This window comes from Cupriavidus sp. OTU4054, assembly GCF_038440175.1.
Classification (GTDB): Bacteria; Pseudomonadota; Gammaproteobacteria; order Burkholderiales; family Burkholderiaceae; genus Cupriavidus; species Cupriavidus pauculus_D.
This window is the reverse complement of sequence record NZ_JASATF010000003.1, coordinates 225,595-246,237: the sequence shown is the minus strand read 5'-3', so window position 1 is coordinate 246,237 and position 20,643 is coordinate 225,595. Positions and strand designations below refer to the sequence as shown.

Here is a 20,643-nt window from a genome sequence, read left to right as displayed (position 1 = left end):
CCTGTCGTGGCTATAGCGAATAGTCGGCGTGGAAGCCGAGCCGGCTTGCCTCGCCATCGGCGATGGCGGCCTCCAGCAGGCGCAGGCGCGCCTCGGCATTGCGCCGCTTGCCATAAAGCCGCAGCAGCCGCAGGAATACGTACCGGTTCAGGCGATACATCATTCCCGACTGGGACCAGTAGTTGCGGTCGAACCATGCCTGGTTGCGGCTGCTGTAGTACGCGCGGAAATCCGAACCGCTGAGCAGCATGCATTCGAAATGGTTCTTCCAGTTGCGCTTGACGTTCCACGACCCTTCCAGGTCCTCCAGCTCCGCGCCGGTGACCAGCGCGATGCAGCCGCCGCGCGCGGTCAGGCGGTAGGTGTATTCGGTGTCGTCCGCATAGAGCACGAGGTTGGTATCTGGCAGGCCGAGGTCCGTGTACATGTCGCGGTGGCCCAGCAGCCCGCCGTAGGGCGCGAACGGCAGCGGCACCACGGCCGGCAGCGCGTCGGGGCGCGGACGTCCCCACGGGGTGCGGCGCCAGATCTTGTAGGGGATGCGCGCCACGTGAAAGCCGAAGTAGCTCGAGCGCGGGGGCATGGCGAGCCTGACCGGCACGCCGGCCGCGATATCGCCCTGATGGTCGGGCCGGAAACCCAGCACCGCGGCGAGCTGACGTCCGCGCTGGCGTGCGAGCACGTCGAGCTGGTGGGCCAGCACGTCGAGCGCGCCTTCGCGCGGCGCGTTGTCGTCGTCCATCAGCCAGATGAAGTCCGTGGTGCTGCGCTCGAGCGCCGCGGCAATGCCGATCGCGTAGCCATTGGCCGAGCCCGAGTTGCTGGGCAGCCGGATGATCGTGACGCGCTTGCCCCATGTGGTCTCGAGCAGCGAGAGATCGGAGCTCGAGTTGTTGCTGACCACGATCGCGTGCATGACGCCTTCGCTCTCGAAGCTGCGCCGCAGCAGTTCCGCGCAGTAATGGAGGCGGTCGCCATAGGTGACCGTGACCAGCGTGATGCGCTTGTGGTGCAGGTGCGGCATGGCGGCTCTCCCCAAGGCCAGTCGTGATAGGTACTCAAACCCCGGCCGTGACGGTCTGCGGCTCGGCCGTCGAGCCATAGGCGTAGCTGTACCGATGCATCGTGCCGGTGAAGTCGTTGAAGATCACGCCGCGCACGGCAACGTTGGCCTGCGCGAGCCGGCGCGTGCTTTCGTCGATCTGCTCGACCGTGGTCACGCGGTGGCGCGCGACCATGAAGACCGTGCCCGCCATGCGGCCGAGCACGAGCGCGTCGGCCACGGGCAACAGCGGCGGGCCGTCGAGCACCACCATGTCGTAGTGCGCGGCCACCTGCTGGATCAGCACGCGAAGCTCGGGTTGCAGCAGGAGTTCGCTCGGGCCCGCGGAACAGGCGCCCGTGGAAAGGAAATCGAGGCCGTAGGACACATTGCGGCGGATCGCGTCCTCGGGCTTGCAGGTGCCCGCCAGCACCTCGGCAAGTCCGGGCCCGCGGTCCAGATGAAAGCGCTTGTGCAGACGGCCATTGCGCAGGTCGGCGTCGATCAGCAGCACGCGCTGCTTGGACGCGCCGGCCAGCGTGGCAAGGTTGGCGGCGACGAACGATTTGCCGACCCCCGCGGTGGGACCGGTGATGAGCACCACGCGGTTCGGCGCGTCGTGCAGCGCGAAATGGAGCGTGGTACGGACAGCGCGCAGGCTTTCGATCGCCGCATCCGGCAGCATCGGGCCCTCGCCGGAGCGGCTCCGCCACGACGCACGCAACGGTCCCGTCAGGCGGCTGCGCGGCACCGTGGCGTAGACGGGAATGCCCGTGGCGATCTCGATCTCCTCGCGATCCTGCACCGTACCCGCGATACGGCGGCGCGCCATCGCGAGCACGATGCCCGCCATGAGGCCGGCCAGCAGCGAACCGCCGATGGCCACGCCGCGCCGCGGCGAGATCGGCGTCTCCGGCGGCGTGGCCGGATCGATCAGCCGCACGTTCGCCACCTTGCCGGCGCGGACCAGCGTCAGTTGCTGGCGCGCATTGAGGCGGTTCGTATAGAGCTCGGTGTCAACATGCAGATTGCGCTGCAGCTGGAGCACCTTCTGCTCGATCAGCGGCAGCTGCTTCGTACGGCCCTGCACCACGGACCATGCCGCCTGCGCTTCGCGGATCTGTCCGTCGATGGCCAGCAGCGCCGGATGCTTCTCGGTGTACTGCGTCATCAGTTCCTGCCGCTTCTGGCGCAGGTCCACCAGCCGCGTCTCGGCCTCGACGCTCTGTTGCAGCAGCGCGCGCGCTTCCTGGCTCGTATCGACGGTGCCCTGCTGCGCGCGGAACGCGTTGTAGCGGCTTTCCGACTCCTCGAGCTGCTTCTTGAGTTGCGGCAGCTGTTCGTCGAGGAAGCGGATCGACTTGTCGGCTTCCTCGGAACGCCGGCGCACGTTCTGGTCCACGTACTCCTTGCCGATCTCGTTGAGGATGCGCGTGGACTCCACCGGATCGACGCTGTCCAGCGACACGCCGATGATGCTCGACTGCTTGCCGCGCTCGCCGATGGCCAGCGTGCGCTGCAGCCATTCCGTGGTGGCGGTCTCCGAATAGCGCTTGAGCGTGAAGCTTGCGCCGGGCTGGCCCGTGGCGGTGCGAACCAGCAGCGTCAGCGGCCCGCGCGCGGTCTCCGCGCGCATCAGGATGCCGACGCGGCCGGACAGCGAGATGTCGGGCGCGCCAAACGCGGTGGGCTGCGTCAGCGTGAAGTCGCCATGCTCCCCCAGCGTCAGCGTGAATGGCTTGCCCTGCAGCGCGGGCGGCACGTCGAACGTCGTCACCGCGATGCGTTCCTTGCCGTAGACATGGCCGCCGAGCGGCCGCGAATAGCCGTCCGCGCGTTCCGCGAGCCACCAGCCGATGACGGGCACATAACGCGGCGCGGCATCGATATAGAGCTTGAGCGTGTCCACGGCGCGCGATACCACCATGCGCGAGCTCAGCACCTGGATCTCAGACGTGGTGTCGGGCTTGATCTCGGGCGTCAGCCGGGGATCTCCCGAGGCCGACCGGTTCTCGATCGAGCTCGGTTCCACCTGGATCAGCATGTCGGAGCGATAGACCGGGCGCGTGAACACTGCATAGGCGACGCCCGCGAGCACGCAGGCGAGCGTGATGCCGGCGATCAGCCAGCGGCTGGCCACCAGCGTGGTCAGCGGGTTCATCGCGCGTGCCGTCGGACGGGCCATCGGCCCGTAGTACGGCACCGGATGTGCGAGATCTGTGGTTTGCATTGCCATTGCCCTCCCGGGGTTCGCTTGACTCATGGCGCTATCGCACGGCTGGCGGTGGCGGTCTGTGCGGTGGGCAGGAGCAGGTTGACCACGCGGCTCCAGCGCACCAGCGACGAGGTGTCCACAAACACCACGTCGTTGGCCTGGAGTGCAAATCCATCGGCGAGCGCCATCGCGGACGGCCGGCTGGCGTCCAGATGGAACACCTGCGGCTCGTGCCCGCCATTGCCGCGCACGACATAGACCTGCTGCGCATCGCCCGAGTACTGGCTGATGCCGCCGGCGTCGCCGAGCGCCTGATTGAGGCTGAGCTTGCCGTTGTTCAGCGTGAGCGCCGCGTTGCGCGCGACCTCGCCGATGACGTAGACCTTGCTGTCGGTGCCCGCGTAGACGCGCACGAGATCGCCATCGCGGAGCAGGATGTCCGACGGGTTCGTGCCCTTGGCAATCAGGTCCGGAAAGCTCACCCGGGCCGTGCGCTCGCCACGCGTTACCGCGACCCACGACCGGTCGGCCGCGGCGCTGAAGCCGCCCGCGCGATTGATCGCTTCGGGCAAGGTCATCGGTACGTCGTTGATGATCTGCACGCCGGACTGCTGCACGGCGCCGTCCAGATAGACGCGCTTGCTCCGGTAGGCCTGGATGCGCAGCGTCACCTGCGGATTGCGCACGTATTCGGCGAGCCGCCGCGTCAGCAACTCGCGCGCCTCGGCCTCCGTCAGGCCCGCCACCTGCACCATGCCCACGAACGCGTACTGCACATTGCCGCGCGCATCGACGGTATAGCCCGTGACGACGGAGTTGGAACCGGACGTATCCACGCCGCTGGTCACCTGCAGCGAGGGCAGGTTCAGTTCGGGATGTCCCCACACGACGATGCTGAGCACGTCGCCGGGCCCCAGCACGTAGGGGCGGGGCTTGTCGAACAGCGCGCGCACTTCGGGCGAAATGCCGTTGGGTTGCGCCGCGCGCTGCGAGGCCAGCAGCCCATGATCGATCTCGATCAGGTTCTCCTGCGAGACGGACTGCACGCCCTGTACCGATGGCAGGCTGCCCACGGCCGGCGCGGGCTGGACCGGCCCCGCGGCCGACGCCTGCTGCGTGCTTGTGGACGTGGTCGTCGTGGTCTTGTACGTCATGCCCGGCGCCATCGCGCAGCCGCTCACCACATACACCACGAGGGCCGAGAACCAGCCGGAGAGCCGCCTGCTCCAGGGCAGGTCAGTATGCGCCGCGACCATAGATCACCACTCCGATTGTCTTGAACAGGATCACGATGTCGCCGGCGAACGTCCAGTTGCGGACGTAGGCCACATCGAGCATCACGCGCTTGTCGTAGTCGGCATCGTTGCGGCCGCTGACCTGCCAGAGTCCGGTGATGCCCGGTAGCACGCGCAGGTAGTACGACACCGAATCGCCATAGCGTTCGAGCTCTTTCTCGACCACCGGGCGCGGACCGACCAGGCTCATATCGCCGCGCACCACGTTCCAGAGCTGCGGCAGTTCGTCGATGCTCGTCTTGCGGATAAAGCGGCCCAGGCGCGTCACGCGCACATCGTTGCGAAGCTTGAAGTCTTTCTCCCATTCCGCGCGCGCGGCGGGATCGCTCGCCAGCAGCGCCTGCAGCACGGCGTCGGCATTGCGCACCATCGAGCGGAACTTGAGGCATCGGAACTTGCGGCCGTCCATGCCGACGCGGGTGTGGCCATAGACGCAGGCGCCGCCATCGCGCATGACGAGCAGGGCCACGGTCAGCATCAGCGGCGACAGGAGAATCAGCAGGGTCAGGGCCGCGCTGACATCGAACGCGCGCTTGGTGGCATGGCCGAGCGCACCCGCATAACGCGGTTCGACGCGCGGTTTCGTACCTTCGCGCGCCTCGGCCAGATCTGGGGACAGGCTCGCGGAGATGTTGGCCGTCAGATGAGAAGGCAGGATGCCGGCTCTGGACAGCAACGACTTGAGGAAGCGCAGGCGCATGCTGGTTTCTCCCTGGACCGATGGGTGGACGACAGACGGCGCGGCACGCTGGCGGTGCGCCGTCCCGGGGGCAGGTTCAGGTCGAGCTCAGGCGCAGCGGCCGTACGTATCCGCTATGCGGACGATGTCGTCCTCGCCAAGATAGGCACCCGATTGCACTTCGATGAGTTCGAGCGGCAGCTTGCCGGGGTTTTCCAGCCGGTGCATCACGCCGATCGGGATATAGGTGGACTCGTTCTCGCTGAGCAGGAAGCGTTCGTCGCCGCGCGTCACCTGGGCGGTGCCGCGCACCACGGTCCAGTGTTCGGCGCGATGATGGTGCAGCTGGAGGGACAGCGATGCGCCCGGATTCACGACGATGCGCTTGACCTGGAAACGCTCGCCCTGGTCGATCGAGTCGTAGCAGCCCCAGGGGCGCTGCACCTTGCGATGGTTCTCCGCCTCGCTGCCCCGCTCGCGCGCGATCCGCTCGACCAGCCCCTTTACGCCCTGCACGTGCGAGCGATCGACCACGAGCACGGCATCGGGCGTCTCCACCACGATCAGGTTCGTCGTGCCCACGCAAGCCACGAGGCGGCTGTCGGCATGGACGTAGCAGGACGTCGCGCCTTCGTACATCGCACGGCCACGCGCGGCGTTGCCCTCCGCATCCTTGTCGATGGCGTCCCACACGGCGTCCCACGATCCGAGGTCGGACCAGCCCGCGGACATCGGCACCACCACGCCCTGCACATCGCCCGCGCGCGCCAGGTGCTCCATGACCGCATAGTCGATGGAGTCCGACGGCACGGCCGCGAACGCCTCGGTGTCGGGGTGATAGAACGTGCCGTGTTCATGGCCCTTCGCGAAGGCATCGCAGCACGCCGCATGCATGTCGGCCTGCAGGCGTTGCAGCGTCGCCAGCCATGTGCTCGCGCGCACGACGAAGATGCCACTGTTCCACCAGTAGTCGCCGGAAGCCGCGTATGCCTGTGCGATCTCGGCCGCGGGCTTCTCGACGAAGCTGTCGATCGCGTGCGCCACGCCATCGAGCGGCGAGCCGATGCGGATATACCCGTAGCCCGTGTCTGCCCGCGTCGGCGGCACGCCGAGCGTCACGATGGCGCCCTGCTCCGCGAACTGCGCGGCGCGCGTGACGGCATGGCCGAAGGCCTCCGTATCGGCAATGACATGGTCGGCGGGCATGACCACCATGATGCTGTCGTCGCCCTGGGCCGTGGCCAGCAGCGCCGCGAGCGTCAGTGCCGGCGCGGTGTTGCGGCCCGTCGGCTCGACCACGATGCGCGCATCGACGCCGGCGGCCTCCAGTTGCTGCGCCGTCATGAAGCGATGCGGCTCGCCGCACACGATGATCGCGGCCGTCTCCGCGCGGCCCATGCCGCGCAACGCCTCCGTGCGGCGCACGGTGGCCTGCAGCAGCGAGTCGCGGCCGATGACGTCGATCAGTTGCTTGGGATAGTGCTTGCGGGATAGTGGCCAGAGCCGCGTGCCCGATCCACCGGCCAGCACGACGGGGCAGAACTTCAGTGCGGTGGCATGCAGGCGCGCGTCTGCAAGGTGGGGGGCTTCGGTGAGGGCTTCGCCGGGAACGGTGATGGGCATCCTGGGCTCCTGAGAGGCAATCCGACCGGTATGGCAAGACTTTGCTGCACTGAAGCATAGATGCGCGGAAATGCGCCGGTATAACCATGTCCGAAAACGGAGAAGATTTGACCGATGCCGCCGCGAAATGTCAGAAAAACGTATTTATCTTGATAATGGCACATTATCCTGCACCAAATTAGTCATGTAACCGCCTATCTCTGGGGCGGGAGCGTGTTTCACCGCACCAGATTTCGCGTGCGTTGCACAAATGCGGTGAAGTCGTTGTTCTATATGACTTTTTAGCTTTCTTATCGGACAGCGGCTGTATGTACGGTAGGTAACAATTATCAAATTTGATTCACTTTTGATAATCACTCGGCGACATATTGCGGCGTATCCCGCATTTTCAGAGCGACTTTTCTCCGGCAACCGTATCCCTCCGACAACGTTACGTGAATATCGGACATTCGACGTTGTGCGGCGCGGCAAATTGAATATGATGCAGATAAACCAGTTTCGAATCCGAAGTTCTTTCGCGAGGGGAAATGCGTCATGGAGAACCTAGTCGACACACCTCCGCCCGTGCGGCAACTGGGTCCTCTGCCGGTGGCGGGGCAACAGGCGGTCCAGCGTATCGGCCTGCTGCTGTTCGATGGTTGCTCGCTGCTCGCTGCCGGCATCGTCGCCGAGGCGTTTCGCATTGCCAACGAACTCGAGATCCAGAAACACAGGCGTCCCTTCTATCAACTCTCGCTGCTCTCGCACCATGGCGGCAACATCGCGTGCTCCTCGTCGGTCAGGATCTGGACGCAGGGTCTCGAAGCCGCTGGCCAGCGCGGTTTCGGCGCCATCTTCATCGCGTGCAGCGAGCGCGAACCGGCGGGCGAACGTGCCGCGCGCGTCATGAGTACCACGCTGGAGATCAGCGCGGCCGCACTGGAATGGCGCGATAGCGGACGTGAAATGATCACGCCGCGTGTGTCGCGCGCGACGGCCGCCATTTCCGGCGACCCGGGCATCAATATCGCCCCCGCCACCGTCTTCTGGTGCCGCGGCGGCACGGGCCATACGCCGGAAGTGATGCCCTCGGCGATGGATCTCGCGCTCGCGCAGATCGAGAGCGACCTCGGCACGGCCATGGCGGAGGAAGTGGGCAACCTGCTCGCGCCACGCCGCGAGGCCGCGAACGATACGTCCGACGATGCGAGTCGCGACGACAAGGAAGAACGCGACGACGACCTGCCGGACATGTCGGCCGCAACGGCCAACAAGATCCACGCCTCCGCGCGCTGGATCACCGAGCATTACATGGAGTCCATCTCCGTCGCCGATGCCGCGCGCTTTGCCGCGATGAGCGAGCGCAACTATCTGCGCCGATTCAAATGCACGATCGGCGTCACGCCTTCCGAGTATCTGCTGCGCGCGCGGCTCGACATGAGCTGCAAGCTGCTGACCAGGACCACATTGCCCGTCGACAAGGTCGCCCGGCGCTGCGGCATGGGCAACGGCGACCGCCTCTGCAAGATCTTCCGCAAGCGCTTCGCGCTCTCCCCCACCGAATACAGGAACCAGCATCACAACACAGGCGGATCGATATCGCCACTTCTGGAGGAGCGCTGAGCATGTACAAGGAAATGCTTGACCTGGCCAAGCTGGACTGGATGGCACGCGAACTTGCGGAGCCCTACCGGACGAATCCCCCCTTCCCGCACATCTGCGTGGACGACTTTCTCGACGGAGACGTATATCGCGAAACCAGTGACGCCTTCCCGGGCAAGAAGGAAAGCGGTTGGTTCAAGTTCCAGTCGGCCGCGGAGAACCTCAAGCTGCAGATCCAGGACTTCTACTCGATTCCGCCCGCGCTGCGGGGGCTCATCCTCGAGATGAACAGCCCGGGCTTCGTGCGCTTTCTCGAAACGCTGACCGGCATCACCGGACTGGTGCCCGACCCGCATCTGCATGGCGGTGGGCTGCATCAGACGCTGCCGGGCGGGCACCTCGGGCTGCATATCGACTACAACTACCATCCCGAGTGGAAGCTGGACCGCCGCGTGAACGTGCTGCTGTACTTCAACGACACCTGGGAGGACAACTGGGCCGGGCACCTCCAGCTCTGGGACGAAGGCGTGCAGCACTGCGTGCAGAAGATCGCGCCGATCGGCAACCGGCTCGTCGTGTTCAGCACCAACGAATGCTCCTGGCATGGGCATCCCGTGCCGCTCGCCTGTCCGGCGGGCATGTCGCGCCGCTCCATCGCGCTCTACTACTACTCGAACGGCCGGCCCAAGGATGAGGAGGCGGAGGTCCACACCACACGATTTCAGGCGGCGCCGGGCGAGCGATTTCCATTGACGACGCGCGACTTCCTGCACGGCATCACGCCGCCGTACGCCAAGGCACTGGCACGGCGGCTCGTGGGCCGCTGAGCCCTGATCTATCGGACAGGAGTCCAGCGATGTCCTGCATTCTCGTTACCGGCGGCGCGGGTTTTATCGGCGCCAATTTCGTGATCGACTGGCTGGCCCGGCCGGAGGACGGCACACAGACCGCCCCCCAGACCGCCCCCCAGACCGATGCCGTGGTCAACGTCGACAAGCTGACCTACGCGGGCAACCGCCACAGCCTTGACCTCATCGACGGGGATCCGCGCCACCGGCTCGTCCACGCGGACATCTGCGATCGCGCGAAGATGGACGAACTGCTCGTGCGCTATCATCCGCGCGCGATCGTCCACCTTGCCGCGGAAAGCCATGTCGATCGGTCCATCCACGGTCCCGCCGCCTTTATCGATACCAATATCGCGGGCACGTTCTCGCTGCTGGAAGCCGCGCGCACGTACTGGCAGGCGCTGCCCGACGACGACCGCGCGGCCTTTCGCTTCCTCCATGTCTCGACCGACGAGGTATTCGGTTCGCTGGGGCCCGCCGACGCGCCGTTCTCCGAAACCACGGCCTATGCGCCGAACAGTCCGTACTCGGCATCGAAGGCGGCCTCGGATCATCTGGTGCGCGCATGGCACCACACGTACGGCCTGCCCGTGCTGACGACGAACTGCTCCAACAACTATGGGCCGTATCAGTTCCCGGAAAAGCTGATTCCGCTGATGATTGCCCGCGCGCTGGAGGGCGAGACCCTGCCGGTGTACGGCGATGGGCAGAACATTCGGGACTGGCTCTACGTCGGCGACCATTGCGCGGCCATCCGCGCGGTACTGGCGAACGGGCGCGTCGGCGAGACCTACAACGTGGGCGGCTGGAACGAGAAGACGAACATCGATGTCGTGCATGCACTGTGCGACAGCCTCGACGCACTGCGGCCCCGTCACGCGGGCTCGTATCGCGAGCAGATCCGGTTTGTGAAGGACCGTCCCGGGCATGACCGCCGCTATGCGATCGACGCGCGCAAGATCGAGCGCGAACTCGGATGGCGCCCGGCGGAAACCTTCGAGACAGGCCTGCGCAAGACCGTCGCGTGGTACCTCGACAATCCGCTCTGGGTACGCGACGTCATGTCGGGCGCGTATCGCCACTGGATGGGGATGCAATATGCCGCGTGAACGCCCGCGCGGCGCACCGCCCACGTTACTGGTCACGGGCGGCAACGGTCAGATCGGCTTCGAACTGACGCGCAGCCTCGCGCCGCTCGGCCGCGTCATCGCGCTCGACCGCGGTGGCTGCAACCTTGCCGATATCGGCCAGTTGCGCGGCGTGGTGCGGCACTTCGCGCCCGACATCATCGTCAATGCCGCCGCCTACACGGCCGTGGACAAGGCCGAGAGCGACGCCGCCCAGGCCTTCGCGATCAATGGCACCGCGCCCGGTGTGCTGGCCGAAGAGGCCAGCGCGCTGGGTGCCTTGCTCGTCCACTATTCCACGGATTACGTGTTCGACGGCACAAAGGACGACCCCTATACCGAGGCCGACACGCCCCATCCGGTATCGGCTTACGGCGAAAGCAAGCTGGCGGGCGAGACCGCGGTCCTGAACAGCGAGGCCAGCGCCCTGGTGCTGCGCACGAGCTGGGTCTTCGGCAGCCACGGCATCAATTTTGCGCGGACGATGCTCAAGCTCGGCTGCGATCGGGACCGGCTGCGCGTGGTGGCGGACCAGTCCGGCGCGCCCACGCCGGCCGCGCTCGTGGCCGACGTGACGGCGCAGATCGTGGCGCGGCACTGGATCTTCGGCAGTCCCACCGCATTCCCGTGCGGCCTCTACCACCTGACCGCATCGGGCGCGACGACGTGGCATGCCTACGCACTGGAAGTGCTGCGGATTGCCGCCGCGCTCGGCGTCGCGCTCAAGGTCGATCCCGCGCGCGTCGAGCCCATCGGCACGGACGACTACCCCCTGCCCGCGCGCCGGCCCGCGAACTCGCGGCTGGCCACCGCCAGGCTGTGCCAGGTCTTCGGCATCCATCTCCCCGACTGGCAGGACGGCCTGCATGCGGTGATGCCGGAACTGGTTTCGCAATTGCCCAGGAGTTGAACCATGACCATGAACGTGACCCGCACCGAGATTCCGGATGTGCTGATCGTCGATCCCAAGGTGTTCGGCGACGATCGTGGTTTCTTCTACGAAAGCTTCAACGGACTCGAGTTCGAGGCGGCCACCGGCTTGAAGCGCCACTTCGTGCAGGACAACCATTCGCGCTCGGCGCGCAATGTCCTGCGTGGGCTCCACTATCAGGTCAGGCATCCGCAGGGCAAGCTCGTGCGCGTGGTCACCGGCGAGGTGTACGACGTGGCCGTGGACCTGCGCAGAAGCTCGCCGACGTTCGGCAAGTGGGTGGGCGTGACGCTCTCCGCCGAGAACAAGCGGCAGCTGTGGATCCCGGAAGGCTTTGCCCACGGCTTCGTGGTGCTGTCCGACTACGCCGAGTTCCTGTACAAGACCACCGACCGCTGGTACCCCGAGCACGAGCGATCGCTGCTCTGGAACGACGGCCACCTCAGGATCGAATGGCCGATCGCCGGCACGCCGATCCTTGCCGCGAAGGACGCGGCGGGCCGCACCCTCGAGGATGCGGAGGTGTTTGCCTAGTGCGGCAACATGGCGTCGCGCGCCAATGCGGTGTTCTCCGCAGTCACGAAGCGGTCCCCCGGAACTGCCTGACCGCTTCGTCCCGCAGCGCCTCCACGAGCCGTGTGCGCGACGTCGTGCGGGACCAGATCAGGCCCATGCGCCGCGGTTCGCTGGGCATGGGCAGCGGCAGATGCACGAGCCGCAGCCCTTCGGGCCATGGGCGGATCCACTCGGGGACGAGCGATACGCCGAGGCCCCGGTCCACCATGACGGCAATCGCCGACAGCGAATTGAGCTCGAAGCGTTCGTTGGGCGCGATGCCGTTGTCGCGCAGGTAGCGGTCGGCGAGCTGGCCGCCCCATTCGTGGCGGTCGTAGCGGATGAACGGCGCCACGCGCAGCAGCTCGTGGGGATCCGACCCCGCAAGCTGTGCGGGCACCAGCAAGCCCAGCGGCTCTTCCCGCAACAATTGCCAGCGAAGCAGCTTCGGCAGCGGCGAAGGTGAGGCCAGCACGATGGCGGCATCGAGCGTCCCGTTCAGCACGGCCGGGTGCATATCGACCGAATAGCCGGGCTGCACGTACACGCTGATGCCCGGATAGCGCTTGATCAGCGCGCTCAGCAGATCGGGCACCATGCCCGTCAGTGCGGTCGGTCCGGCACCGAGCCGCAACTCCCCCGCCAGTTTTTCTTCATCGAGCGCCGCCGCGAACATGCCGCTCACATGTGCGAGCACGTCGCGCGCTCTCGCGGCGACGCGTTCGCCGCTTTCCGTGGCAATGACATGCCGGCCCGACCGGATCACGAGCGACACCCCCATCTCGCGTTCGAGCGCCCGAATCTGCTGCGCGACGGCGGCGGGCGTCAGGCTGAGCCGCCGTGCGGCCTCCGCGATGGACCCATGCTCGAGCACGGAAAGGAAATTCTGCAGGAAGAGGGTGTTCATGAGGTCGATACCCGATACGGGACGGCATGAAGATAGATTATCTATCTTTTGAAGAAAGACGATAGGCCTTTTTCTTTATCGACCGGCTTCGCATACTGATCCTCATACCTACAAGACAACAATCAGGAGACAGCATGCAACGCCCCCATGCATCCATTCTGGCCGTGCTATGCACAGGCCTGCTCGCCACGGCCAGCGCCGCGATGGCCCAGGAGCCCGTCCTGCCGAAAACGATTCGTATCGTCGTGCCCTTCTCCCCCGGCGGCAGCAACGATCTGTTCGCCCGCGCGCTGGCGCAGGGCCTGGCCGGCCGGACCGGTTCCTCCGTCGTCGTGGAGAACCGGCCCGGCGCCGGTGGTGCCATCGGCGCGCAGGCCGTGGCCACCGGCGATCCGGACGGCTCGACGCTGCTGCTCAACTCGCTGAGCTTCAGCACCAACGCGGCGATCCAGCCGAAGCTGCCCTACGACCCGATCAAGTCGTTCGAGCCCGTGGCGATGCTGAACCGCGGACCCATGCTGCTCGTGACCGCGGCCAATACGCCCTACAAGAGCGTGAAGGACGTCGTCGAGGCGTTCCAGGGCAAGGGCGGCGACAAGGACAAGAGCATCAACTTCGGCTCGGCCGGTCCCGGTTCGAGCGGCCATCTCGGCGGCGAACTGCTCAACGCGCTGGGCCAGGGCCGCGCGGTACACGTGCCGTACAAGGGCGTCTCCAATGCGGTGGTCGATATGGTGGGCGGCAACGTGCAGGTCATGATCACGACCGCGGCATCGGTGGCCGGTCCGCTGAAAAGCGGTCAGGTCCGCGCGCTCGCGGTGACCTCGGCGGAGCGTTCGCGCTTTGCGCCCGGCCTGCCGACCGTCGCCGAGACGCTGCCCGGCTTCGTCGTGGAAGCATGGTGGGGCGTGTTCGCGCCCGCGAAGACACCGCAGCCCATCGTCGATCGCCTCAATCAGGAGATTCGCGCGGTGGCCGAGACGCCGGCGATGAAGGAACTCTTCTCGCGCGAGTCGACGGAGCCGAGCAACATGACCGCGCCGCAGTTCGCGAGCTATGTGCAGTCCGAGGTCGGCAAGTGGCGCACGCTCGTCTCGACCCGACATGTGGCCGTCGCCACCAACTGAGCCACGCGATGCAAAGCAAGGTATTCAACCCGAAAGCGCGCGGCCCGCTGCATGGCCTGCGGATCATCGACATGAGCCGGCTGGTCGCCGGCAACATGCTGACGCTGCAACTGGCCGATTTCGGCGCGGACGTGATCAAGATCGAGCCGCCCGACGGCGACTCGCTGCGCAACTTCAAGACCGATGGGCTCGATATCTGGTGGAAGACCTACGCGCGCAACAAGCGCAGCCTCGGGCTGAATCTGCGCAACCCCGAAAGCATCGCGTTGCTCAAGACGCTTGCCGAGACCGCCGACGCGCTGGTCGAAAGCTTCCGGCCCGGCACGCTGGAAGCGATGGGACTGGGCCCCGACGTGCTGCATGCGATCAATCCGAATCTCGTCATCACCCGCATCTCGGGCTGGGGCCAGACCGGACCTTATCGGCACAAGCCCGGATTCGGCACGCTCGTCGAAGGCTATAGCGGCTTTGCGGCGATCAACGGCTTCGAAGATCGCGAACCGGTGCTGCCGCCGATGTTCCTCGGCGACATGACGACGGGCCTCTATGGCGCGAGCGCCACGATGATGGCGCTCTGGCATATCCAGGCGCATGGCGGGCGCGGCCAGGTCATCGACCTGTCGCTGTTCGAGCCGATGCTGTCGATCATGGGACCGCAGGCGGCCAATTACAAGTTCACGGGCAAGCTCAAGCGCCGCACGGGCAGCCGGTCGAGCACGACCGCGCCGCGCAACGTGTATCGCACGCGGGACGACAAATGGCTCGCGCTCTCGACGGCGTCCAACAGCGTGGCGCGCCGGCTCATGGAGACCATCGGGCGCGGCGACATGCTCGACGATCCGCGCTATGCCACCAACAGCGCGCGCCTCGCGCATATCGAAGAGGTCGATCGCGTGGTGGGCGACTTTATCCGCGCGCGCAGCCTCGACGAGAACCTGGCGATCTTCGAGGCTGCGGGCGTCACGATCGGCCCTGTCCATGACGCGAAGCAGGTGCTCGACGACGCGTATGTGGCCCAGCGCGAAAGCCTCGTCGAGCTGCCGGACGCGGAACTGGGCGCACTGCCGATGCACAACATCGTGCCGCGCTGGAGCGATACCCCCGGGGACTTCCGCTGCCCGGCACCGGACCTCGGGCAGCACAACGACGAGATCGTCCGCGAGGCGCTCGGCGAGGGAGGCCTCGCCCGATTGCGCGCGAGCGGCGCGCTGGTCGGCGGCGCGCACGCGCCCGCCCCGCTTTCCTCTGCGGCGTGACAACGCTGCACTGCCATCACACAAGGAGAAGACAATGAACCGAGTTGGTCATCCGATCACGGGTCCCGGCGCCTGGAAAGGTCCCGACATCGACTGGACGAAGGAAGGGCTCCACGTCCTCGGCGCGGAAGAACTGGCCGAGATCGATCGCGCGCTCCAGCATCTGAAGTCGCTGGGCGACGTGGACTTTCCCGATATCACGCGCGAGACGTTCCCGCTCGACACCGTGGGCACGCTCATGGCGTCGCTGCCAAAGCGGCTGCGCGAGGGCGCGGGCTTCCTGATGCTGCGCGGGCTGCCGCGTGACCGTTACAGCGACGACGACATGGCCCGCATCTATTTCGGGCTCGGCGCGTACATCGGCAAGACCATGACGCAGTCGTACCTCGGCGACCGCCTGGGACACGTCGTCAACGTAAGCGACTACGAGCCGAAGTCTCGCGGCTATCGCAAAGGCGGCGGGCAGCTCATGCATACCGACTCGTGCGACATCATCGGATTGATGTGCCTGCGCACGGCCATCTCGGGTGGCGAGAGCCGGATTACGAGCGCGCTGACCGTGCACAACTATCTGCTCGAACATCACCCGAAGTCGCTCGACATCCTGAGCCGCGGACTGTTCCTGAAACGTACCGACGAGGACGGCCGCCGCGCCACACGCACGTTCAGCGAAGACCGCGTGCCGTTCTTTGCCGACGACGGCCAGGGCGAAGTCACCTGCTACCTGCCCACCGGTTATGCGCGCCTCGCCGAGAAAAGCGGACAGCGTCCGTTCTCGCAGGAAGAGTCGGACGCGCTCTACCACGCGCGCAAGGCCGCGGCGATGCCCGAGCACTACCTCGATATGGGCTTCCGCGAGGGCGATATCCAGTTCCTGAACAACCGCATGATGGTGCATGGCCGCACGGATTACGAAGATCATCAGGAACTGTCGAAGCGCCGCCATCTGCTGCGCATGTGGCTGCGCGTGGAATCGTGGCCGGCCATGCCGAAGAAGCAGGTGTTCCATACCGATGAGGACATGCGCCTGTGGAGCGTCACGCGCAGGCCGTTCATGGAGCTGCCGTCCAACCACGACCGCGACCTGCTCGAAGGCGTCGCCGGCGCGATGGTGGAGTAACGGCCGTCCCCCCCGAGGGCAACATCCCGAGGGGGCAATCTCAGCGCGATCGGCGGACTTCGGCGGCGCGGGGCGTGTAGAGTGGGCGGCGGAGCGGCGGCGGTATAATCGCGGGTTGCTTTCCCGCCGTCCGAACCCTCCATGCCCCGAATTCCCGCCCATCGTTCCGGCTCGCTGCACAGCGAGACCGCCCTGCCCGCGTCCCCCGACGTCAATACCTCCAGGCGCGCCCTGCTGAAAGGCGCGCTGGCCTCGGCCGCGATGGCGAGCGGCTTTCCCGCGCTGGCGCAGGACAACTGGCCCGCCAAGCCGATCCGGCTCGTCATTCCGTTCCCGCCGGGCGGCGGCACCGATATCCTCGCGCGCCTCGTGGCCAACCAGGTCGCGCAGAGCACCAAATGGACGTTCGTGCCCGACAACAAGCCCGGCGCGGGCGGCACGCTCGGCATTGCCGAGATCGTGCGCGCGGCGCCCACCGGCTACGAGCTGGTCATGGGCCAGAAGGACAACCTCGTGGTGGCGCCGTGGCTCTACAAGTCGGTGTCGTATGTGCCGGCGCGCGACCTCATCGCCATCAGCCACGTTGCCTACACGCCGATCTGCATCGTCACGTCGGCGAACTCGCGCTTCAAGACGCTGGCCGATGTGGTCGCGGCCGCGAAGGCGCATCCGGAGTCGGTCCGCTATGGCTCGCCCGGCAATGGCACGACGATTCACCTCGCGGCGGAGATCTTCAGCCACGCGGCCGGCATCAAGCTGCTGCACGTGCCGTACAAGGGCTCGAATGCCGCGATGATGGACGCGATGGCCGGCAACGTCGACCTGATGGTCGCCTCGGTGCCCTCGGCGCTGGCACAGGTCAAGGCCGGCAAGCTGCGCGTACTGGCCGTGACGTCGGCCACCCGCAGCACGTCGCTGCCGAACGTGCCGACCGTCGCCGAAAGCGGCTACAAGGACGTGGATGTCAGCACGTGGTACGGCATTTTCGCGCCCGCGAAAACGCCGGCCAGCGTCGTGGACCGCCTGGCCACCGAGATCAACAAGGTGCTGGCCAACCCCGACGTCATTCATGCGATCCACGAACAGGGCGCCGAGGCGAAGCTCATGACGCCGAAGGCGTTCGCCGAGCTCGTGGATTCGGACTATCGGAAGTGGAAGCCCATCGTCGAGCAGTCCGGCGCGAAGGTGGATTGACCCGGGGTCGATCGAACCTTCACGCGTCCCGCAGCACCAGCTCGTCTCCCGGGCGGATCGTCCCGCCCCGCACCACCTCGGCATAGATGCCGAGGTCGCCGTGCTTCACGTACTGCAGCAGCGACACCGGAATATTGAGGTCGCGGATACCCGTCTGCGGATCCACGCTCGTGGCCGCGCAGCGTTTCGTGCGCCGCACGACCTTCAGCACCACGTCGCCGATCGTCAGTTCGCGATCGACCCATTCCATTTCCGTCCACGCGGGCTGTCCCGAGAAATACAGGTTCGCGCGAAAACGCAGCGGATCCAGCGGGTGGTCCAGATGGCGCGCGAAGTCGGCCACCGTATCGAGGTTGATCAGCGAGATGCTGCGCATCAGCGCTTCCGACCGCACGCTCACATCCGTGAACTGGAAATTCGGCGCGTTGACCACGCGCGGCGTGCCCGGCAGCGGCACGTCGAGATACCGCTGCAGATAATCCGCGAGCCCCTTGCGGTCCGCGTCGTCGGCAAGATCGAACCGCGACACCCTGCCGTCCTCGGCCAGTTCCAGTTGCGCCGATGACTCGACGAAGCGCGTCTTCAGGCGCGCAAGCTTTTCGTACTTGGCCAGCATCAGGAACTGCGTCTTCGGCGCGGGCACCGGGTGCGCCGGATCGAAATCGAGCGAACCGTCCGTGACCGCGTAGGCGCGGTCGAGCGGAAACCCCTGCGCGGCATGCAGGTCCACGCTGGCGAGCGTTTCGGGCGACAGGCCCTTGACCGGATAGCGGTATAACGACTGGATGTTCATGGCGGTAGGCAGATGGCGTAAGCGAGGTCCCTATGTTGCCGCGCCACAAACCGTTAGCCAAGTGCTTTTGCCACACGAATTCCGGCGCGAAAACGGTGCACACCCACCCGAATTGGTGCTCTGCAAAAAAGCCATGCACCATTGCGCGCCACTCTGCATTTTTGCAGAGGCATCTGCGAACTCTCTCCTTTTCGCCGTTGCACGAATCGAACAAGAATGCAGCCAGATTGATCGTCATCGGGAGAGAGCAGCATGATCAAACCATCACCACGCGCCTACGAGGCGCTGTACCAGAACCCAGAATTCCAGCGGCTGGTGCGCACCCGCAGGCGCGTCGTGCTGACCCTGTTCGCGATCAGCATGACGATGTTCTTCGCCGTGCCCGTGCTCGCCGGCATCGGTTCCAGCCTGTTCGAGATTCGAGTCACGGCCTCGACCAACTTCGGGCTCTGGTACCTGTGCGGCCAGTATTTCGTCGGCGGCGTCATCGCCTGGGCCTATGCGGCAAAGCTGCGCCGGCTCGATGCGATGGCCGATGCACTGATCTCGCAGGCCCCGTCCCCGGAGCCTGAGGCCGCCCACGCGGTGGCAGCGTGAGGAGCCCGGCCATGAAAGCGCGTATTCCCCACCTTCTTGCCGCCATCGCCGCCATTGCCGCATCGCCGCTGACGCTCGGCACCGCCCACGCCGCGGAAGCCACGCTCGTCACCGAGGGCAATCGCGCGATGACCGTCATCGTGTTCGCGGTGCTGTTCTCGCTGACGCTGGCCATCACGTGGTTCGCGGCGCGCCGCAATGCCACCGCGAGCGACTTCTACACGGCCGGCGGCGGCATCAGCGCGCGCATGAACGGCATGGCGATTGCCGGCGACTACCTGTCGGCCGCGGCCTTCCTCGGCGTGTCGGGACTGATCGCGCTGTACGGCCTCGACGGCATCAGCTACGTCGCCGGTTTCTTTATCTCGTTCGTGCCGGTGCTGCTGCTGATTGCCGAGCCCTGCCGCAACCTGGGCCGCTACACGCTGGGCGATGTGCTCGCGTATCGCAACAGCTTCCGCGCGACCAAGCTCGTGGTCGCGGTATCCAGCGTGCTGGTCGCGCTGTTCTACATGGTCCCGCAGATCGTCGGCGGCGCCGTGATCGTGCGCGCGCTGATCGGTATCCCATACGAGATCTCCGTCTGCGCGGTGGGTGCGCTGATGCTGACCTACGTGCTGTTCGGCGGCATGCGCGCCACCACGTCGGTGCAGGTGCTCAAGGCGTTCCTGCTGATCTCGTTCTGCATCGTGCTCGTCGTGCTGTCCTGGATTCCGTACGGCTTCGACATCGAAGCGTTCTTCCGCAGCGTCATCCACAACGATGCCATCCAGCGCCACGTGCTGGACACGCTGCTGAAGGGGCAATCGACGCTCTCCGTGGAAGAGGCCGGCCGCCGCTTCCTCGAACCCGCGCTGTATCTGAAGAGCCCCGTCGAGCAGATCTCGCTGGGCATGGCGCTCGTGCTCGGGACCGCCGCGATGCCGCACATCCTCATGCGCTTCTTCACCGTCAAGAGCGCGAAGGACGCCCGCACGTCGGCGCTGTATGCGATGTTCGCGATCGGCCTGTGCCATCTGCTGATCGTCGTCATCGGCTTCTCGGCGGCGCTGAACGTCGGCCCGAAGGCCATCCTTTCGCTCGACAAGGGCGGCAACCTCGCGGCGCCGATGCTCGCGCAGTTCCTCGGCGGCGGGCCCGACAGCCTGCTGGGCAACTTCATGCTCGCGGTGGTGGCCGCGGTGGCCTTCGCGACGATCGTCGCGGTGGTCGCCGGCCTGACGCTGGCCGCGGCCTCGTCGCTCGCCCACGACGTCTATGTCGGCGCGATCCGCAACGGCCATGCGACGGACCGCGAACAGGTGGTGGCCGCGCGCATCGCCACGTTGCTGACCGCCGTGGTCTGCGTGGCCGCGGGTATCGCGGCCAAGGGCCAGAACGTCGCGCATCTGGTGGGGCTCGGCTACGCCGTGGCGGCCTCGGCCAACCTGCCCGCGCTCGTCTGCACGCTCTACTGGCGCCGCTGCAATACGGCGGGGGTGGTGGCCGGCGTCGTCGGCGGCACGCTGGTGTCCATCGGCATGGTACTGGTGTCGCCCAACATGACCTATCCGAGCATCATCGGGCTCGATCATCCGCTGATCTCGCTGCGCAATCCCGGCATTGTCTCGATTCCCATCGGCTTTCTGCTCGTGATCGTGTTCTCGCTGCTGACGCGCAGCCGGCTGTCCGAGTCTCGCTGGCCCGAAATGGCCGTCCGCCGCGAGACCGGCATGGGCATCGCCGACGCGGTTTCGCATTGATTCATTGTTTT

At 66.3% G+C, this 20,643-nt stretch carries 17 protein-coding genes and 1 pseudogene; 11 read left to right on the top strand and 7 right to left on the bottom strand.

The genetic code is table 11. The features are described 5' to 3' along the window. Window positions 1-10 precede the first annotated feature (10 nt). The 5 genes and pseudogenes from AAHB16_RS05935 to AAHB16_RS05915 all read right to left on the bottom strand — a co-directional run bounded on the left by AAHB16_RS05935 (window position 11) and on the right by AAHB16_RS05915 (window position 6,854). Window positions 11-1,024, bottom strand: coding sequence for a glycosyltransferase (locus tag AAHB16_RS05935; protein ID WP_342050343.1), 1,014 nt, complete (start codon window positions 1,022-1,024; stop codon window positions 11-13). Between the two features lie 34 nt (window positions 1,025-1,058). Further along, entirely contained in the window at window positions 1,059-3,272 is a 2,214-nt protein-coding gene (locus AAHB16_RS05930) for a polysaccharide biosynthesis tyrosine autokinase (protein WP_342050342.1), read from the bottom strand. Between the two features lie 29 nt (window positions 3,273-3,301). Further along, window positions 3,302-4,513 carry a polysaccharide biosynthesis/export family protein gene (locus AAHB16_RS05925; RefSeq protein ID WP_150376868.1) on the bottom strand — a complete coding sequence of 404 codons (1,212 nt, stop codon included), beginning with the start codon at window positions 4,511-4,513 and terminating at the stop codon, window positions 3,302-3,304. Next, window positions 4,494-5,117: pseudogene (locus AAHB16_RS05920) on the bottom strand (sugar transferase); the annotation flags it as partial. The pseudogene AAHB16_RS05920 and the gene AAHB16_RS05925, both read right to left, overlap by 20 nt. Window positions 5,118-5,339: 222 nt before the next feature. Beyond that, window positions 5,340-6,854 (bottom strand): mannose-1-phosphate guanylyltransferase/mannose-6-phosphate isomerase, encoded by a 1,515-nt coding sequence (locus tag AAHB16_RS05915; RefSeq protein WP_150376866.1) that lies wholly within the window; start codon window positions 6,852-6,854, stop codon window positions 5,340-5,342. A 534-nt stretch (window positions 6,855-7,388) separates the two neighbouring features. On the opposite strand from AAHB16_RS05915, the gene AAHB16_RS05910 reads away from it, so the two are divergent. The 5 genes from AAHB16_RS05910 to rfbC are packed head-to-tail and all read left to right on the top strand — an operon-like array spanning window position 7,389 to window position 11,875. Next, window positions 7,389-8,456: a GlxA family transcriptional regulator gene (locus AAHB16_RS05910; protein WP_150376865.1), complete on the top strand. Its 1,068-nt coding sequence runs from the start codon at window positions 7,389-7,391 to the stop codon at window positions 8,454-8,456. Between the two features lie 2 nt (window positions 8,457-8,458). Continuing rightward, window positions 8,459-9,262 (top strand): 2OG-Fe(II) oxygenase, encoded by an 804-nt coding sequence (locus tag AAHB16_RS05905; RefSeq protein ID WP_150376864.1) that lies wholly within the window; start codon window positions 8,459-8,461, stop codon window positions 9,260-9,262. 29 nt (window positions 9,263-9,291) lie between these two features. Continuing rightward, complete coding sequence (gene rfbB, locus AAHB16_RS05900; protein WP_342050341.1) at window positions 9,292-10,392, top strand: dTDP-glucose 4,6-dehydratase; 1,101 nt, start codon at window positions 9,292-9,294, stop codon at window positions 10,390-10,392. Next, window positions 10,382-11,320: a dTDP-4-dehydrorhamnose reductase gene (rfbD, locus tag AAHB16_RS05895; RefSeq protein WP_342050340.1), complete on the top strand. Its 939-nt coding sequence runs from the start codon at window positions 10,382-10,384 to the stop codon at window positions 11,318-11,320. Before rfbB ends, rfbD begins: the two co-directional genes overlap by 11 nt. A gap of 3 nt (window positions 11,321-11,323) precedes the next feature. Next, window positions 11,324-11,875: a dTDP-4-dehydrorhamnose 3,5-epimerase gene (gene rfbC, locus AAHB16_RS05890; protein WP_150376861.1), complete on the top strand. Its 552-nt coding sequence runs from the start codon at window positions 11,324-11,326 to the stop codon at window positions 11,873-11,875. Window positions 11,876-11,918: 43 nt separating this feature from the next. Here the strand turns inward: rfbC and AAHB16_RS05885 are convergent, their stop codons facing one another. Beyond that, complete coding sequence (locus AAHB16_RS05885) at window positions 11,919-12,803, bottom strand: LysR family transcriptional regulator (RefSeq protein WP_342050339.1); 885 nt, start codon at window positions 12,801-12,803, stop codon at window positions 11,919-11,921. 134 nt (window positions 12,804-12,937) lie between these two features. Between AAHB16_RS05885 and AAHB16_RS05880 the strand changes: the two genes are divergently transcribed. From AAHB16_RS05880 to AAHB16_RS05865, 4 genes are all read left to right on the top strand, one after another. Beyond that, window positions 12,938-13,930 (top strand): tripartite tricarboxylate transporter substrate-binding protein, encoded by a 993-nt coding sequence (locus tag AAHB16_RS05880; protein WP_342050338.1) that lies wholly within the window; start codon window positions 12,938-12,940, stop codon window positions 13,928-13,930. Between the two features lie 8 nt (window positions 13,931-13,938). Continuing rightward, a complete protein-coding gene (locus tag AAHB16_RS05875) occupies window positions 13,939-15,186 on the top strand; it encodes a CaiB/BaiF CoA transferase family protein (protein WP_342050337.1) in 1,248 nt (415 codons plus the stop codon). A gap of 34 nt (window positions 15,187-15,220) precedes the next feature. After that, the gene (locus tag AAHB16_RS05870; protein ID WP_150376857.1) at window positions 15,221-16,306 is read left to right on the top strand and encodes a TauD/TfdA family dioxygenase; all 1,086 of its coding nucleotides are present in this window, start codon (window positions 15,221-15,223) and stop codon (window positions 16,304-16,306) included. 261 nt (window positions 16,307-16,567) lie between these two features. Then, window positions 16,568-17,500: a Bug family tripartite tricarboxylate transporter substrate binding protein gene (locus AAHB16_RS05865; RefSeq protein WP_150377576.1), complete on the top strand. Its 933-nt coding sequence runs from the start codon at window positions 16,568-16,570 to the stop codon at window positions 17,498-17,500. Between the two features lie 19 nt (window positions 17,501-17,519). Here the strand turns inward: AAHB16_RS05865 and AAHB16_RS05860 are convergent, their stop codons facing one another. After that, window positions 17,520-18,293: an MOSC domain-containing protein gene (locus AAHB16_RS05860; protein WP_150376844.1), complete on the bottom strand. Its 774-nt coding sequence runs from the start codon at window positions 18,291-18,293 to the stop codon at window positions 17,520-17,522. Window positions 18,294-18,545: 252 nt separating this feature from the next. Between AAHB16_RS05860 and AAHB16_RS05855 the strand changes: the two genes are divergently transcribed. Next, the gene (locus tag AAHB16_RS05855; protein WP_150376843.1) at window positions 18,546-18,890 is read left to right on the top strand and encodes a DUF485 domain-containing protein; all 345 of its coding nucleotides are present in this window, start codon (window positions 18,546-18,548) and stop codon (window positions 18,888-18,890) included. Between the two features lie 11 nt (window positions 18,891-18,901). After that, window positions 18,902-20,632: a solute symporter family protein gene (locus tag AAHB16_RS05850; RefSeq protein WP_342050336.1), complete on the top strand. Its 1,731-nt coding sequence runs from the start codon at window positions 18,902-18,904 to the stop codon at window positions 20,630-20,632. Window positions 20,633-20,643: the final 11 nt, after the last annotated feature.

Excerpts from the sequence above, each read along its gene's own strand:
- AAHB16_RS05875 (WP_342050337.1), top strand. The coding sequence starts at position 13,939 with ATGCAAAGCAAGGTATTCAACCCGAAAGCGCGCGGCCCGCTGCATGGC.
- AAHB16_RS05935 (WP_342050343.1), bottom strand. The coding sequence starts at position 1,024 with ATGCCGCACCTGCACCACAAGCGCATCACGCTGGTCACGGTCACCTAT.
- AAHB16_RS05930 (WP_342050342.1), bottom strand. The coding sequence starts at position 3,272 with ATGCAAACCACAGATCTCGCACATCCGGTGCCGTACTACGGGCCGATG.
- AAHB16_RS05855 (WP_150376843.1), top strand. The coding sequence starts at position 18,546 with ATGATCAAACCATCACCACGCGCCTACGAGGCGCTGTACCAGAACCCA.
- AAHB16_RS05915 (WP_150376866.1), bottom strand. The coding sequence starts at position 6,854 with ATGCCCATCACCGTTCCCGGCGAAGCCCTCACCGAAGCCCCCCACCTT.
- AAHB16_RS05905 (WP_150376864.1), top strand. The coding sequence starts at position 8,459 with ATGTACAAGGAAATGCTTGACCTGGCCAAGCTGGACTGGATGGCACGC.
- AAHB16_RS05880 (WP_342050338.1), top strand. The coding sequence starts at position 12,938 with ATGCAACGCCCCCATGCATCCATTCTGGCCGTGCTATGCACAGGCCTG.
- AAHB16_RS05850 (WP_342050336.1), top strand. The coding sequence starts at position 18,902 with ATGAAAGCGCGTATTCCCCACCTTCTTGCCGCCATCGCCGCCATTGCC.
- rfbB (WP_342050341.1), top strand. The coding sequence starts at position 9,292 with ATGTCCTGCATTCTCGTTACCGGCGGCGCGGGTTTTATCGGCGCCAAT.
- AAHB16_RS05925 (WP_150376868.1), bottom strand. The coding sequence starts at position 4,513 with ATGGTCGCGGCGCATACTGACCTGCCCTGGAGCAGGCGGCTCTCCGGC.
- AAHB16_RS05885 (WP_342050339.1), bottom strand. The coding sequence starts at position 12,803 with ATGAACACCCTCTTCCTGCAGAATTTCCTTTCCGTGCTCGAGCATGGG.
- rfbD (WP_342050340.1), top strand. The coding sequence starts at position 10,382 with ATGCCGCGTGAACGCCCGCGCGGCGCACCGCCCACGTTACTGGTCACG.
- AAHB16_RS05870 (WP_150376857.1), top strand. The coding sequence starts at position 15,221 with ATGAACCGAGTTGGTCATCCGATCACGGGTCCCGGCGCCTGGAAAGGT.
- AAHB16_RS05860 (WP_150376844.1), bottom strand. The coding sequence starts at position 18,293 with ATGAACATCCAGTCGTTATACCGCTATCCGGTCAAGGGCCTGTCGCCC.
- rfbC (WP_150376861.1), top strand. The coding sequence starts at position 11,324 with ATGACCATGAACGTGACCCGCACCGAGATTCCGGATGTGCTGATCGTC.
- AAHB16_RS05910 (WP_150376865.1), top strand. The coding sequence starts at position 7,389 with ATGGAGAACCTAGTCGACACACCTCCGCCCGTGCGGCAACTGGGTCCT.
- AAHB16_RS05865 (WP_150377576.1), top strand. The coding sequence starts at position 16,568 with ATGGCGAGCGGCTTTCCCGCGCTGGCGCAGGACAACTGGCCCGCCAAG.